This window comes from Pseudonocardia sp. DR1-2 (assembly GCF_023717215.1).
GTDB classification, from domain to species: Bacteria; Actinomycetota; Actinomycetes; order Mycobacteriales; family Pseudonocardiaceae; genus Pseudonocardia; species Pseudonocardia alni.
This window is the reverse complement of record NZ_JAMQOF010000003.1, coordinates 178,433-192,265: the sequence shown is the minus strand read 5'-3', so window position 1 is coordinate 192,265 and position 13,833 is coordinate 178,433. Positions and strand designations below refer to the sequence as shown.

Here is a 13,833-nt window from a genome sequence, read left to right as displayed (position 1 = left end):
ACCTGCCCCGGATCGGCGACTTCAACCAGGCGGTCGTGCTGGACGCGCTGCGGCGCGCCCGGCACGACCTGTCCCGGGCGGAGCTGTCCACGGCCACCGGGCTGTCCGCACAGTCGATCACCAACATCGTCCGCAGGCTGGTCGACCGCGGCCTGGTCCAAGAGCGGGAACCGGTCGGATCGCAGGGACGCGGCCGGCCGGCCGCGTCCCTGCGGCTGGACCCGGCGGGTAGCTACGCCGTCGGCGTGCACGTCGACCCGACGGTGACCGCGGTCGTCCTGGTCGACCTCACCGCGGCCGTCGTGGCCGCCCGTCGCCGCGTCGGCGACGACGCCGGACGAGCTGGTCACCGCGGTCGCGGCCGCGGTGACCGAGGTGACCGCGGGGGTGCCGCCGGATCGGGTGCTCGGTGTGGGCATCGCGACGCCCGGCCCGGTGGACACGGGGGCCGGCGTCGTGGTCGGTGCGCCGCTGCTGCCCGGCTGGGACCGGGTCGCGCTGCGTTCCCTGGTCCGGGACGCGACCGGGCTGCCGGTGGTGATGCACAAGGACACCGCCGCGGCCGCGGTCGGGGAGCTGTGGCACGACCCCGACCCGGCCGACTTCGTGTTCCTCTACCTGGGCACCGGGCTCGGTGCCGGGTTCGTGGTGGGCGGGGAGCTGCTGCCGGGCAGCACCGACAACGCCGGCGAGATCGGGCACCTCATGGTGGCCCCGGACGGACCGCCGTGCCCGTGCGGTCAGCCCGGCTGCGTCGGCCCGTCGGGCATGCCCCGCACCCTGGTGGCCGAGGCCGCCGCGGCCGGGGTGCTCGATCCGCTGCCGCACGACGCCACCGACCGCAGGGTGGACGCCGCGTTCAGCACGCTCTGCGCGCGGGCGGCCGACGACCCGGTCGCGCACGGCATCCTCGCCCGCAGCGCCGGGCGGATCGCGCGGGCCGCGGTGACCCTGTGCAACGCGCTCGACGTGGGTGCCGTCGTCCTCGGCGGGCCGGCGTGGTCGCGGACCGCGCCGGTGTTCCTGCCGATCGTGCGCGACGTCGTCACCGCCACCACCGAGGCCCGGCGAGTGCACGAGGTCGACGTGCGCGGCAGCGCCCTCGGCGACGACGCCGCCGTCGTCGGCGCCGCCTGTCTCGTGCTCGAACACGCCTTCTCCGCGCGCCCGGCGACGCTGCTCATCCGCTGACCACCGGCCGCGGGTGTCGCATCGGTCCCGGCGGGGCTCGCGGGGTGTTGCATCGATTGTGCCGATCCTCCCTGCCCGGGAGACTCCGGGCACGGGATCCGTGGTCACGGTCGGAGCCCGGGGCGGGAGGGGTCATGTCGGTGTCGGACCGGGCGTCGTGAGCCGCCGGCCGGACGTCACGCTCACCCAGTTGCGCTACTTCGTCGAGGCGGCGTCGACGTTGAGCATGACGCGGGCCGCGGAGGAGCTCCGGGTGGCGCAGTCGGCGGTCTCGGCGTCGATCGCCCAGCTGGAGAAGCAGGTCGGGACCCCGCTGTTCCTGCGCAGGCACGCGCGTGGGCTCGTGCTGACCGCGGCGGGCGAGGCGTTCCTGCGCGACGTGCGCGGGCTGCTCGACCACCTCGGCGAGGTGCTGGACGCGGCACGCGGCCGCGGGGACGAGGTCCGGGGCCGGATCACGCTGGCCTGCATGGTCACCCTCGTCCCGTTCCTGCTGCCGTCGCTGCTCGCCGAGCTGAGCGAGCACTGCCCGGGGCTGGCGGTCGAGGTGCTGGAGCTCGAGGCGGCCGCGGTGAGCGCCGCGCTGCGCAGCGGCACCGTAGAGGTCGCCGTCACCTACGACCTGGGGCTCGGGCCGGGGGTGACCCGCGAGGTGGTCGCGCACGCCCCTCCGTACGTGATCCTCCCGCCGGGGCACCGGCTGGCCGGCACGGCGCAGGTGCGCCTGATCGACCTGGCCGACGAGCCGATGGTGCTGCTGGACCTGCCGCACAGCCGGGAGTACTTCCGCGACGTGCTGGCCACGGCCGGGGTGTCCCCGCCGGTCGCGTACCGCTCGCACAGCGTGGAGGCCGTCCGCGGGATGGTCGCGCGCGGGCTCGGCTTCTCGGTGCTCAACCAGCGGCCCACGCACGGCGACACCTACACCGGGGGCACGGTCGAGAGCCGGCCGATCGCCGACGATGTCCCGGCGCTGTCGGTCGTCGTCGCCTGGATGGAGTCGGCGCGCCGGACGGCCCGCGCCCGCGCCGTCACCGACGCCGCCCGTGAGGTCGCCCACCGGCACCGGGTGGCGGCCGGTGACCCGTCGGTGGACGACGGCGACGACTGAGCCGTCCACCGGCGTGGTCACGGGGCCGTGACAGGGGTGATACACGGACGCAATTGCATCGATCGAACCGATGCAGCGGACCGCATTTCACTGTTTGATCGTCTTTCCCCTCCTTGCTTAGCGTCGTCCCCCACGCGGCCGTGGATGTTCCCGCCGCTGCTCACGGCCCGTTCCCCCGGGTGCCGGCCGTGATCCACGACGAGACCCGCTGGGGGATCCGTGTCCGAACCCACCGCCCGCTCCGCGGCCGAGGCCGCGCTCGACGCCGCAGGCCGGCCCGACCCGGCCACCATGCGCCGCAGTGTCGTCGCCGGCGCCGTCGGCGTCTTCGTCCACTGGTTCGACTGGGCCGTCTACGCCTACCTGGCCACGACCCTGGCCGTGGTGTTCTTCCCCGCCGAGAACCACGTCGCCGGCGTGCTGTCGGTGTTCGCGGTGTTCGCGGTCTCGTTCGGGATCCGGCCGATCGGCGCGCTGGTGTTCGGGCCGCTCGGCGACCGCATCGGGCGTCGCCGCACGCTGTCGATCGTCATCGTGATCATGTCGGTGGCGACGCTGGCGATCGGCCTGCTGCCCGGCTACGCGACGATCGGCATCGCCGCCCCGATCCTGCTGGTCGCGATCCGGCTGGTTCAGGGCTTCGCGGCCGGTGGCGAGTTCGGCAGCGCGGCGAGCTTCCTCGCCGAGTCCGCGCCGCGGCGCCGCCGCGGGTTCGGGACGAGCTGGCTCGAGGTCGGCGCGCTGCTCGGCTTCCTCGGCGGCTCGTTCACCTTCTACCTGCTCTCGGTGTCGCTGACCGCGGAGGAGATCGCCGCCTGGGGCTGGCGGATCCCGTTCCTGATCGCTGCGCCGATGGGCGTCATCGGGTACGTCATCCGGGCGAAGATCGAGGACACCCCGGAGTACCGGGCGCTGGAGGCGACCGACTCGGTCTCCCGCCGCCCCGCGCGGGAGCTGTTCCGCAGCAACTGGCGCCAGCTGCTGCAGGTCGCCGGGCTGATGACGATGATGCACGTCCTGTTCTACTCGGTGCTGACCTACCTGGTGACCTACCAGACCGACCACCTTGGCCACTCGGCCGAGAGCGCGGCGCTGCTGTCGACCTGCGCGTCGCTGCTCGGGCTGGTCCTGGTGCCGGTGTTCGGCAGGCTGTCGGACCGGACGGGCCGCAAGCCGGTGCTGGTGACCGCCGCGGTCGTCCTGCTGGTGACGGCGACGCCGGCCTACCTGCTGATGCAGACCGGAATGGTCGGCACCGTGGTCGCCGCCCTCGGCCTGGCGGTGATCCTCTCGGCGATCCTCGGGACCTACGCGGTGTGGTCGGTCGAGATCCTCCCGACCCGCACCCGCCAGGGCGGTCTCTCCATCGCCTACAACGTCAGCGCCGCGCTGTTCGCCGGCACGGTCCCGTTCCTCATGACCGTGCTCATCGCGACCACCGGGAGCCTGCTCGTCCCCGGTCCGTACCTGATGGCCGCCGCGGCGATCGGTCTCGTCGCCGCCCTGAGCATGCGCGAGACGGCCGGGACGAGCCTGCTGCACGACCAGGATCTCGCGGGCCTGCCCGCACCGACGCCGGCCGCGCAGCCGGCACCCGTCGCGGGCCGGGTCGGCTCGTGAGCGGTCACACCGGACGGAACCGTGGACGGGAGTACGGGATGGCCGACGTCGTGACCGAGGTACTGGTCGTCGGTGCCGGGCAGGCCGGGGTGGCCGCCAGCGAGCACCTGGGCGTCCGCGGGATCGACCACCTGGTGCTCGAACGCGACCGGATCGCCGAGAGCTGGCGCACCCGTCGCTGGGACTCGCTGGTGGCGAACGGCCCGGCGTGGCACGACCGGTTCCCCGGGCTGGAGTTCGACGGGGTGGCACCGGACGGTTTCGCGTCGAAGGACCAGGTGGCCGACTACTTCTCCGCCTACGCGGAGAAGATCGACGCCCCGGTCCGATGCGGGGTCGAGGTGCTCGGTGTGCACCGGCACGAGGGGCGGCCCGGCTTCCGGGTCGAGACCTCCGCCGGCACCGTCGACGCGCAGCGGGTCGTGGCCGCGACCGGTCCGTTCCAGACGCCGGTCGTCCCGTCCGTCGTCCCCGACGACGCCGGGGTGACCCAGATCCACTCCAGCGACTACCGGCGTCCCGGTCAGCTGCCCGACGGCGGTGTGCTGGTGGTCGGGGCGGGATCGTCGGGCGTGCAGATCGCCGACGAGCTCCGGCGCTCCGGGCGTGCGGTGCACCTGTCGGTGGGTCCGCACGAACGGCCCCCGCGCCGCTACCGCGGGCAGGACTTCTGCTGGTGGCTCGGCGTGCTGGACAAGTGGGACGCGGCAGCGCCGCCACAGGGTGCCGCGCACGTCACGATCGCGGTCAGCGGAGCCCGGGGCGGGCACACCGTCGACTTCCGCGAGCTGGCGGCCACCGGCGTCACCCTGGTCGGGATGACCCGTTCCTTCGCCGACGGCCGGCTGCGGTTCGCCCCGGACCTGGCCGACACCGTCGCCGCGGGGGACGCCCACTACCTGGCGATGCTCGACGAGGCCGACGCCTACGTCGTGCGCAACGGGCTCGACCTGCCCGAGGAGCCCGCCGCCCGCGTCCTCGGCCCCGCCCCGGACTGCGTGACCGACCCGGTCACCGAGCTGGACCTCGCGCGGGCCGGGATCACCTCGATCGTCTGGGCCACCGGCTACAGCTCCGACTACGGCTGGCTGCCCTCCGGCGCGCTCGACGACGACGGCCGCCCGCGGCACTCCCGCGGGATCTCCACCGAGCCCGGCATCTACTTCCTCGGCCTGCCCTGGCAGTCGCGGCGCGGGTCCAGCTTCATCTGGGGCGTGTGGCACGACGCCGCCCACGTCGCCGACCACATCGCGATCCAGCGCGGCTACCTCGCCCACCTCCCCGAGCCCACCGTCACCACGAGCGGAGCCCCCCGATGACCGCACAGCCGGCACAGCCGACCCACACCCGCATCCGGCCGTTCAACACCCGCGACACCTACCCGGAGCAGAACCTCGACAACGACCTGTGCCAGGCCGTCGTCGCCGGGAACACCGTCTACGTCCGCGGCCAGATCGGGCAGGACCTCGACACCAGCGAGTCCGTCGGCGTCGGCGACGTCGCCGCGCAGGCCGAGCAGGCGATGGCGAACATCGACCAGCTCCTGCGCGAGGCGGGCAGCCGGATGGAGCACCTGGTCAAGCTGACGATCTACCTGGTCGACCCCCGGTACCGGGAGGCCGTCTACCGGACCGTCGGACGCTGGACGACGGGCGTCCACCCCATCTCGACCGGCGTCGTGGTGTCCGCGCTCGCCCGCCCGGAGTGGCTGTGCGAGATCGACGCCATCGCCGTGATCCCGGAGGACGGGCGGTGACCTTCTCGATCGCGGCCCGCCAGGACGGCCGGTTCGGCATGGCCGTCAGCTCCTCCAGCCCGGCGGTCGCCGCGCGCTGCCTGCACCTGCGGCCGGGGGTCGGCGTCGCCGCGTCGCAGAACGTCACCGACCCCCGGCTCGGCGGCCGCCTGCTCGACCGGCTGGCCACCCACGACGACGCCGCACGGGCACTGCGTGAGGTCGGCGTCGACGCCGTCGACCTGGAGTACCGCCAGCTCACGGCGCTGGGCCGGACCGGCCCGCCCGCCTGGTTCAGCGGGGAGCGGACGCTGGGCGTGCACGGCGCCGCCGCCGGTGCGGACGCGGTGGCCGCGGGCAACATGCTGGCCGACGCCGGGCTGCCCGCGGTCCTGGTCGACGCCTTCGAGTCCGCGACCGGCGAGCTCGAGGAGCGGCTGCTCGCCGCCCTGCGCGCCGGGCTCGACGCCGGTGGGGAGGAGGGCCCGGTGCACTCGGCCGGGCTGGCCGTCGTCGCCGACGTGGAGTGGCGGGTGACCGACCTGCGGGTCGACTGGGCCGAGGACCCGGTCGACCGGCTGGCCGAGGCGGTGGAGGTCTGGCTGCCGCAGCGCGACGACTACGTCCGCCGCGGGCTGGCCCCGGCGACCGCGCCGTCCTACGGCGTCCCGGGCGACCGGTGACCGGGGCGAAGGCGGCCGCCCGGGCCGCCGTCGACCGGGCGGCGGACGGGCTGGTCGCGCTGTCGGCCGAGCTGCACAGCCACCCCGAGACCGCCTGGGAGGAGCACCGAGCCGCGACCGTGGTGCCGGAGCTGCTGGACCGCCGCGGGTTCGCGGTGACGCCGTCGTACCTGGGGCTGGAGACCGCGTTCCACGCCCGGTACGGGTCCGGACCGCTGCGGATCGCGTTGTGCGCCGAGTACGACGCCCTGCCCGGGCTCGGGCACGCCTGCGGACACAACCTCATCGCCGCGTCGTCGGTCGGGGCCGCGCTGGGCCTGGCCGAGGTCGCCGACGAGCTGGGGCTGACCGTCGAGGTCTACGGCACCCCGGCCGAGGAGGGCGGCGGCGGCAAGATCGAGATGCTGGACCGCGGCGCGTTCCGCGACGTCGACCTGGCGATGATGGTGCACCCCGGCCCGGTCGACGTCGCCGAGGCGCGGCCGTTCGCCGTCAGCCACTCCCGGGTCTCCTACCGGGGCCGGGCCGCGCACGCGGCGGCATACCCCGAGGAGGGGGTCAACGCCGCGGACGCGTTCACCGTCGCCCAGGTCGCGATCGGGCTGCTGCGACAGCAGCTCCCGCACACCGCGCGGGTGCACGGCATCGTCACCGCCGCGGGGACGGCGCCCAACGCGATCCCGGAGGACTCGTCGGGACGCTGGTACGTGCGCGCGGAGTCCCTCGCCGAGCTGGCCGAGATCGAGCCGAGGGTGCGGCGTTGCTTCGAGGCCGGCGCCCTGGCCACCGGGTGCACACTGGAGATCGAGCCGGAGAGCAGGCCCTACGCCGAGTTCCGCGCCGATCCCACCGCCCTGGCGCACTACCGCGTCAACGCCCTCGAGCTGGGGCGGGACTTCGCCCCCGACGGCCCGGCGGGCCGGATGAACCGGGCGTCGACCGACATGGGCAACGTCTCCCAGGTCGTGCCGGCCATCCACCCCTACATCGGGATCGGTTCGCTGCCCGCCACGAACCACCAGCGCGAGTTCGCGGCGCACTGCGTGGGTCCCGACGCGGAACGGGCGCTGCTGGACGGCGCGGTCGCGCTGGCGTGGACCGGCGTCGACCGTGCCGGGCAGCGCGACACCGCTTAGCCCTTCAGCCCGCCCGCCGCCGCGAACCCGGACCCGAGCCGGCGTCCCAGTACGAGGTAGAGCACCACCACCGGGGCCGAGTAGAGGATCGAGAAGGCGGCGAGCTGGCCGTAGGCGACCTGGCCGTACTGCGAGGAGAAGGTGAACAGGCTGACCGCGGCGGGCAGCTTGTCCGGCGAGAGCAGCAGCATGAACGGGACGAAGAAGTTCCCCCACGTCTGGACCAGCGTGAAGATCGCGACGACGGCGACGCCCGGGCGCATCATCGGCAGCACGACCTCCCACAGCGTGCGCAGCATGGTCGCGCCGTCGACCCAGGCGGCCTCCTCGATCTCGACCGGCACGCCGTCCATGAAGCCCTTGGTCAGGAAGATCGCGTACGGCAGCGCCGACGTCGCCAGGAACAGCACCGCCGCCGACATCGAGTCGATGAGGTTCACCTGCACGAACAGCGCGTAGACCGGGATCATGATCGCTGTGATCGGCAGCCCGGTGGCGAACACGATCGTCAGCAGGAACGGTCGACTCGCCCGGCTGCGGTACCGCGAGAGCGGGTAGGCGGCGAGCACCGCGCAGACCACGGTGACCAGCGTGGCGCCGCCGCAGAGCACCACCGAGTTCCACATCGGACGGAACGTCGTCTCGGTGTCGAGCACGGCGGCGTAGTTGTCGAGGGTCGGCTCCGCGGGCCACGCCACGGCGAGCGAGGCCTCCGCGTCGAACGACGCGAGGACCACCCAGGCCAGCGGGATGCAGAAGAACACCGCGACCGCCACCAGGACGACGTCGGCGGGGCGGGGACCGCGCCGGCGACGCGGCGCGTCCGGCGCGGGCGACGGGACGGCCGGGTCGGCCGGCGGCGGACGGTGCGCGGTGGCGGTCATGCGTCCTCCGTGGCGAGCAGTCGCAGGTAGGCGATCGAGGCGATCCCGCCGAGCAGCAGCAGGAGCAGGGCCACCGCGGTGCCGTAGCCGAGCTGCCCGTAGGAGAAGGCCTGCTCGTACATGTGCAGCGGCAGCGTCTGGCTGGAGGTGCCGGGGCCGCCGCCGGTCATGACGTAGATGAGGCCGAACACCGACAGCGTCTGCAGTGTGATCAGCATCAGGTTCGTCGCCACGGCGCGGCGGATCAGCGGCAGGGTCAGGGAGAAGAAGCGCTGCACCGGGCGGGCGCCGTCGATCATGGCCGCCTCCTCGACCTCGCGCGGGATCTCGGCGAGCGCGGCGGTGTAGACGAGCATGGTGAACGCCGTCCCGCGCCAGATGTTGGCGAAGGACACCGCGATGATCGGCCACGCGACGAGCAGCTCCTGCTCGGGCAGCCCGACCAGCCCGAGCAGGGCGTTCAGCGAGCCGTCACCGGCGAGGAAGGTGTACCAGAGGTAGCCGACGACGACCTCGGGCAGGATCCACGCCCCGACCACGACCGCCCCGGTCACCGCGCTCACCGGCTTCGACGCGGAGCGCATCAGCAGGGCCAGCGCCAGCCCGAGCAGGTTCTGCCCGATGATCGCCGACACCACGGTGAAGACCAGGGTGAGACCCGCGGAGTTCCAGAACTCCGCCGAGGTGAGCGCGTCGGTGAAGTTCCCGAGTCCGACGAACGACGTGGTGTCCGCACCGTCCCCGCGCAGCGCCCGGTTGGTGAAGGCCAGGTAGACGCTGTAGAGCACCGGCCCGGCGAGGAACAGCACCAGCAGGACGACGGCCGGCACGATCGGCCCGCCCCGCAGCAGGGTGCGGCGCAGCGGCGCGGGGCCGCGGTCGGGGGCCTGGCGCCCGGCGAGGGCGGTCATGGGCGCACCTCCGGCGCGGTCTGCTCGACGCCGACGATGTCGACCAGCGCGGCGTCGTAGGCGTCGGCCGCGGCGTCGGGGCCCAGCCGCCCGGTCATGACGTCCTCGGTCGCCGCCTGGATCGCCGAGGAGATCTGCGGGTACGGCGCCGTCGCGGGCCGGTAGTCGGCGAAGGGGACGAGGTCGGTGAAGAAGGGGGAGGCGGGGGAGTAGCCGTCGTACCCGGGGTGCTCCATGACGTCGCTGCGGTTGGCCAGCTTGGCCTCGGCGACGGTCCATCGCAGGGCGTTCTCGGTGGACATCAGGGTCTCCAGCAGCCCCCAGGCGAGGTCCGGGTCGGGGGCCATGCGCGGCAGCGACCACGCCCAGCCACCGGACAGGGTCACGAACCCCCGGCCCTGCCCGCGCCGCGTGGGCATCCGGGCCAGGTCCATCGTCCGCGACCACTCCGGCCAGGCCCCGGACGCGTCCGGGTCCCAGTTCTGGGCGATCCAGTTGCCGTCGACGACCATGCCGACCCTCCCCTGGGGCATCCACGACGTGTAGACGGTCTCGGTGAGGTTCGGGTCGAGCGCGGCCTGCAGCGGCGGGCCGAGGCCTTCTCCGAAGACGGTGTGCAGGAATCCCAGCGACTCGCGCATCCCGGCGGCCCCGGTCGTCCAGCGCCGGGTGGCCTCGTCGTAGAGGACCGAGTCGGTGCCGTTGAACAGCATCTGCAGGCCCTGCATGCTGGCCTTCTCGCCCTGTGCCTTGCCGGAGTAGAGGACGAGGGGGACGACGTCGGGGACCCGGTCGCGGATCGCCCGCGCCGCGGTGAGCAGGTCGTCCCAGGTCCGGGGCCGGAAGGGCGCGGCGATCCCGGCGGCGGCCAGGACGCGGCGGTGGTACCAGATCCCACGGGTGTCGGTCGGTCCCGGGATGCCGTAGACCTTCCCGTCCTCGCCGGTGACGGCGTCCTTCGCGACGTCGACGTAGGTGTCCCACAGGGGCCAGCGGGAGACGTAGTCGTCCAGCGGTCGCAGGTAGCCGGCGGCGATGTCGGCCTTGAGGATGAAGGTGTCCTCGTAGGCGATGTCCGGCGTGGTCCGGGCCGAGGCCATCATCAGTTCGTTCTTGGTGAAGAAGTCGTTCTCCGCCGCGACCAGCGGGACCACCTCCACCGAGGTACCGGGGCGGGCCGCCATGAACTCCGCGGCGGCGCCCTCGATGTAGTCCCCGACGGCCCGGGCCGAGCCCCACTGCTGGTAGGTCACCCGCAGGTGTCCCGGTGCCCGGGCGTCGGCGCCGCACGCGCCGAGCGCCGGTGCGGCGAGCAGGGCGCCGCCCGCCGCGAGGAGCGCGCGCCGGGAGAACCCGCGGGCAGTAGGTGGGGTCATCGGGCGGACCGTCCTTTCGCGTCGTTGCGAGGGCGGGGCGGGAGGTGTCAGGCGCGTGTCAGGCGCACCGTGGCGATCTGGAACGCGCGCAGCTCCAGCCGGAGGTCCCCGCCCAGTGCGCGCGGAGTGTCGAGCGTGCGTTCGAGCAGGTCGGTCTCGACCGCGCCGGCGCAGTCGAAGCCGGGACGCAGCACCGCACCGGCCCGGCCGCCGTGCGCCTCGTAGAGCCGCACGACCACGTCGCCGGAGCCGTCGTCGGCGAGCTTGACCGCCTCGACGACGACGGCGCCGGTGCCGCCGTCGTCGACGGTGACCAGCGGCTCGACCGGTCCGGACCCGGTGATCTCCCGGGTGCCCAGCGCCACCCGGTAGCCCTCGCGGACGGCGTCGGGGATCTCCGTGCCGGGGGTGAGCGTGCACCGCAGGACGTGCTCGCCGGAGTCCGCGTGCGGGTCCGGGAACTGCGGGGCTCGCAGCAGCGACAGCCGCAGCAGCGTGGTCGTCCCGGCGGCGGTGCCGTAAGGACCGGGCCGGGTGTCGCGGGTGATGTCGTGGCCGTAGGTGGCCTCGTTCGCGACGGTGACGCCATAGCCGGGCTCGCCGACGTGCACGAACCGGTGCGCGCAGGTCTCGAACCGGGCCGCGTCCCACGAGGTGTTGGTGTGCAACGGCCGGTGCAGGTGCCCGAACTGGATCTCCGAGGTCGCGCGCTCGGCGTGCACGTCGAGCGGGAACGCGAGCTTGAGCAGCTTCTGGCGCTCCTGCCAGTCCGCGTGCACCCGCACCTCCAGGGCGCGACCGCCGCGGGCGAGGGTCCAGTCGGTGGTGACCGTGCTGTCCCCGGCCACGACGACGGTGCGCACCCCACCCGGGACCGGCTCGGCCGACGAGGCCGGGGGCAGCCCGGTCTCGACGCGGCGGTAGTGCCGGTCGACGTCCCAGGCGTCCCACTCGTTGGGGATGTCCTGGAACAGCTGCAGGCCCGCGGTCGTGCCGGGGGCGAGGACCGCCCGGCCGGCGTCGAGGTCGTCGAGGGCGTGCACCCGGCCGTCGTCGCCGACCAGCACCGACAGCCGTCCGTTGTCGATGCGGTGGCCGCCGTCGACCCGGTCGACGGTCACCTCCGGGCCGTCCGGTGTCGCGGCCGGGCCGATGCCCAGCGCGGGTGCGCCGTGCAGCGGGTAGGGGCCCGCGTTGGCCCGCAGCACGACGTCGCCGTCCCCGGCCAGTGCGGTCAGCGCGCCGTCGACGATCGCCTCCAGCTCGGCGGTCACCGCGGCGTGGTCGCGCTCGGCGTCGTGGTGGACCCAGGCGATGGAGCTGCCCGGCAGGATGTCGTGGAACTGCAGCAGCAGGACCTTCTGCCACAGCCGGCGCAGGACCTCGGCCGGGTAGGGGGCGCCGGTGCGGACCGTGGCGGTGGCGGCCCACAGCTCCGCCTCGCGGAGCAGGTGCTCGTTGCGCCGGTTGCCCTGCTTGGTGCGGGCCTGCGAGGTGTACGTGCCGCGGTGGTACTCCAGGTACAGCTCCCCGGACCACACCGGCGGGTCCGGGTAGTCCGCCTCGGCCTCGGTGAAGAACTCCTCCGAGGTGCCGATCCGCACCCGCGGCGCACCCTCCAGATCGGCCTGGCGCCGGGCGAGGGCGAGCATCTCCCGGGTGGGGCCGCCGCCGCCGTCGCCGTGGCCGAAGGGCACGAGCGAGACGCCGGCGCGGCCCTTCTCCCGGTACTGGCGCTGGGCGCGGTCGAGCTCGTCGGCGGTCAGCTCGGAGTTGTAGGTGTCGACCGGCGGGAAGTGGGTGAACACCCGGCTGCCGTCGAGGCCCTCCCACAGGAACGTGTGGTGCGGCATCCGGTTGGTGTCGTTCCAGGAGATCTTCTGGGTGAGGAACCAGCGCGACCCGGCCGCGCGGACCAGCTGCGGCAGCGCGGCGGTGTAGCCGAAAGAGTCCGGCAGCCACACCTCGAGCGGCTCGACGCCGAACTCGTCGAGGAAGAACCGCTTGCCCTCGACCAGCTGTCGGGCCAGGGCCTCGCCACCGGGCATGTTGGTGTCCGACTCCACCCACATGCCGCCGACCGGCACGAACGTCCCGGCGGCGACGGCGTCGCGCACCCGGGCGTACAGCTCGGGGTAGGTGTCGCGGACCCACCGGTACTGCTGCGCCGAGGAGCAGGAGAACCGCAGCCCGGGGTCGGCCTCGGCGAGGGTCAGCACGTTGGAGAAGGTGCGCGCGCACTTGCGGACGGTCTCGCGCGTCGGCCAGAGCCACGCCGAGTCGATGTGCGCGTGCCCGGTCGCGACGACGCGGTGCGCGCTGGCGTGCGCGGGTGCGGCGAGGGCGGGGGCGAGCCGCTCGCGGGCCGGCCCCGCGGTCGTCGTGAGGTCGCGCGGGTCGATCACGTCCAGGGCGTCCTCGACGGCGGACACGATCAGCGCGTGCCGCGCGGTGTCCGGGTCGAGCCGGTCCAGCCACCCCTGCAGCACGGTCAGGTCCTGGTCGAGCTCCCAGACGGTCTCGTCCAGCAGCGCCACGTCGACCCGGCGCAGCGTGTAGAGCGGGTCGGAGCCCGCGGTCGCCGGGTCGCCGAGCGGGGTTGGGACGAACCAGCCGTGCTCGGAGATGTGCGGGTTCGCGGCGGCCTCGACGAACAGGTCGACGCTGCCACCGGTGACGGGCACCCAGGCGTTGCGGGGCTCGATGCCCTTGACGATGTGACCGTCCGGGCTCCAGACGGTGCCCTCGGCCTGGAAACCCGGGTTCGCGGTGCCGAACCCCAGGTCGACCACGGCCTCCACACGCGTCTCCGGCACGTCCCGCCAGTCCGCGGGCACGGCGCCGGTGGCGCGGAACCACATGGTGCTCCACGGACGCCCCCACGCCGAGAGGTGACCGTGGCCCACCGGGAACGGTGAGTAGGCCTGCCCGGCGGCCTCGGCGAACCCGACGGGCTCGCCCGGGACCTCCCAGGCGGCGACCTCCAGCGGCCGGGCGTCCCGGTACCGGGACCGCTCCAGGTGCTCGGAGCGGAAGCGACGCAGGCGGTCGACGACGAAACGGGTCCGGTCGTGCACGAACTCTCCAGCCGGTGGGCGACGGTGCCGGAGTTAGTAAAAACGATGGAATAATTCACCACAAGGGCCCCGTCGCCGGGCGGCGTGCGACGGGTGACCGCGACATGAG

10 protein-coding genes and 2 pseudogenes are annotated in these 13,833 nt (G+C 74.0%); 8 read left to right on the top strand and 4 right to left on the bottom strand.

Annotated elements, in window-relative coordinates; genetic code table 11:
* Positions 1-35: 35 nt before the first annotated feature.
* From ND486_RS30015 to ND486_RS09835, 8 genes and pseudogenes are all read left to right on the top strand, one after another.
* Positions 36-179, top strand: a pseudogene (locus ND486_RS30015) (MarR family transcriptional regulator); the annotation flags it as partial.
* A 157-nt stretch (positions 180-336) separates the two neighbouring features.
* Positions 337-1,191 (top strand): annotated as a pseudogene (locus ND486_RS09865) (ROK family protein); the annotation flags it as partial.
* 157 nt (positions 1,192-1,348) lie between these two features.
* The gene (locus ND486_RS09860; RefSeq protein ID WP_251783992.1) at positions 1,349-2,302 is read left to right on the top strand and encodes a LysR family transcriptional regulator; all 954 of its coding nucleotides are present in this window, start codon (positions 1,349-1,351) and stop codon (positions 2,300-2,302) included.
* Positions 2,303-2,521: 219 nt separating this feature from the next.
* On the top strand, positions 2,522-3,922 hold the full coding sequence (locus ND486_RS09855; RefSeq protein ID WP_251783990.1) for an MFS transporter: 1,401 nt from the start codon (positions 2,522-2,524) through the stop codon (positions 3,920-3,922).
* A 38-nt stretch (positions 3,923-3,960) separates the two neighbouring features.
* Positions 3,961-5,241, top strand: coding sequence for an NAD(P)/FAD-dependent oxidoreductase (locus ND486_RS09850; protein WP_251783988.1), 1,281 nt, complete (start codon positions 3,961-3,963; stop codon positions 5,239-5,241).
* A complete protein-coding gene (locus ND486_RS09845; protein WP_251783986.1) occupies positions 5,238-5,678 on the top strand; it encodes a RidA family protein in 441 nt (146 codons plus the stop codon). Before ND486_RS09850 ends, ND486_RS09845 begins: the two co-directional genes overlap by 4 nt.
* Positions 5,675-6,340, top strand: coding sequence for a DUF1028 domain-containing protein (locus ND486_RS09840; protein WP_251783984.1), 666 nt, complete (start codon positions 5,675-5,677; stop codon positions 6,338-6,340). The genes ND486_RS09845 and ND486_RS09840 overlap by 4 nt, the downstream gene beginning before the upstream one ends.
* Positions 6,337-7,476 (top strand): M20 family metallopeptidase, encoded by a 1,140-nt coding sequence (locus ND486_RS09835; RefSeq protein WP_251783983.1) that lies wholly within the window; start codon positions 6,337-6,339, stop codon positions 7,474-7,476. The genes ND486_RS09840 and ND486_RS09835 overlap by 4 nt, the downstream gene beginning before the upstream one ends.
* On the opposite strand, the gene ND486_RS09830 is transcribed toward ND486_RS09835, so the two are convergent.
* The 4 genes from ND486_RS09830 to ND486_RS09815 are packed head-to-tail and all read right to left on the bottom strand — an operon-like array spanning position 7,473 to position 13,724.
* Positions 7,473-8,360, bottom strand: a complete 888-nt coding sequence (locus ND486_RS09830) for a carbohydrate ABC transporter permease (protein ID WP_251783982.1) — start codon at positions 8,358-8,360, stop codon at positions 7,473-7,475. The genes ND486_RS09835 and ND486_RS09830 overlap by 4 nt on opposite strands.
* On the bottom strand, positions 8,357-9,271 hold the full coding sequence (locus ND486_RS09825) for a carbohydrate ABC transporter permease (protein WP_178376276.1): 915 nt from the start codon (positions 9,269-9,271) through the stop codon (positions 8,357-8,359). The genes ND486_RS09830 and ND486_RS09825 overlap by 4 nt, the downstream gene beginning before the upstream one ends.
* A complete protein-coding gene (locus ND486_RS09820) occupies positions 9,268-10,647 on the bottom strand; it encodes an extracellular solute-binding protein (RefSeq protein WP_251783980.1) in 1,380 nt (459 codons plus the stop codon). The genes ND486_RS09825 and ND486_RS09820 overlap by 4 nt, the downstream gene beginning before the upstream one ends.
* Before the next feature lie 47 nt (positions 10,648-10,694).
* The gene (locus tag ND486_RS09815) at positions 10,695-13,724 is read right to left on the bottom strand and encodes a glycoside hydrolase family 38 C-terminal domain-containing protein (RefSeq protein WP_251783979.1); all 3,030 of its coding nucleotides are present in this window, start codon (positions 13,722-13,724) and stop codon (positions 10,695-10,697) included.
* Positions 13,725-13,833 lie beyond the last annotated feature (109 nt).

Bases quoted from the DNA above. Each gene is read 5' to 3' on its own strand.
- ND486_RS09850 (WP_251783988.1), top strand. From the start codon at position 3,961: ATGGCCGACGTCGTGACCGAGGTACTGGTCGTCGGTGCCGGGCAGGCC.
- ND486_RS09845 (WP_251783986.1), top strand. From the start codon at position 5,238: ATGACCGCACAGCCGGCACAGCCGACCCACACCCGCATCCGGCCGTTC.
- ND486_RS09830 (WP_251783982.1), bottom strand. From the start codon at position 8,360: ATGACCGCCACCGCGCACCGTCCGCCGCCGGCCGACCCGGCCGTCCCG.
- ND486_RS09825 (WP_178376276.1), bottom strand. From the start codon at position 9,271: ATGACCGCCCTCGCCGGGCGCCAGGCCCCCGACCGCGGCCCCGCGCCG.
- ND486_RS09820 (WP_251783980.1), bottom strand. From the start codon at position 10,647: ATGACCCCACCTACTGCCCGCGGGTTCTCCCGGCGCGCGCTCCTCGCG.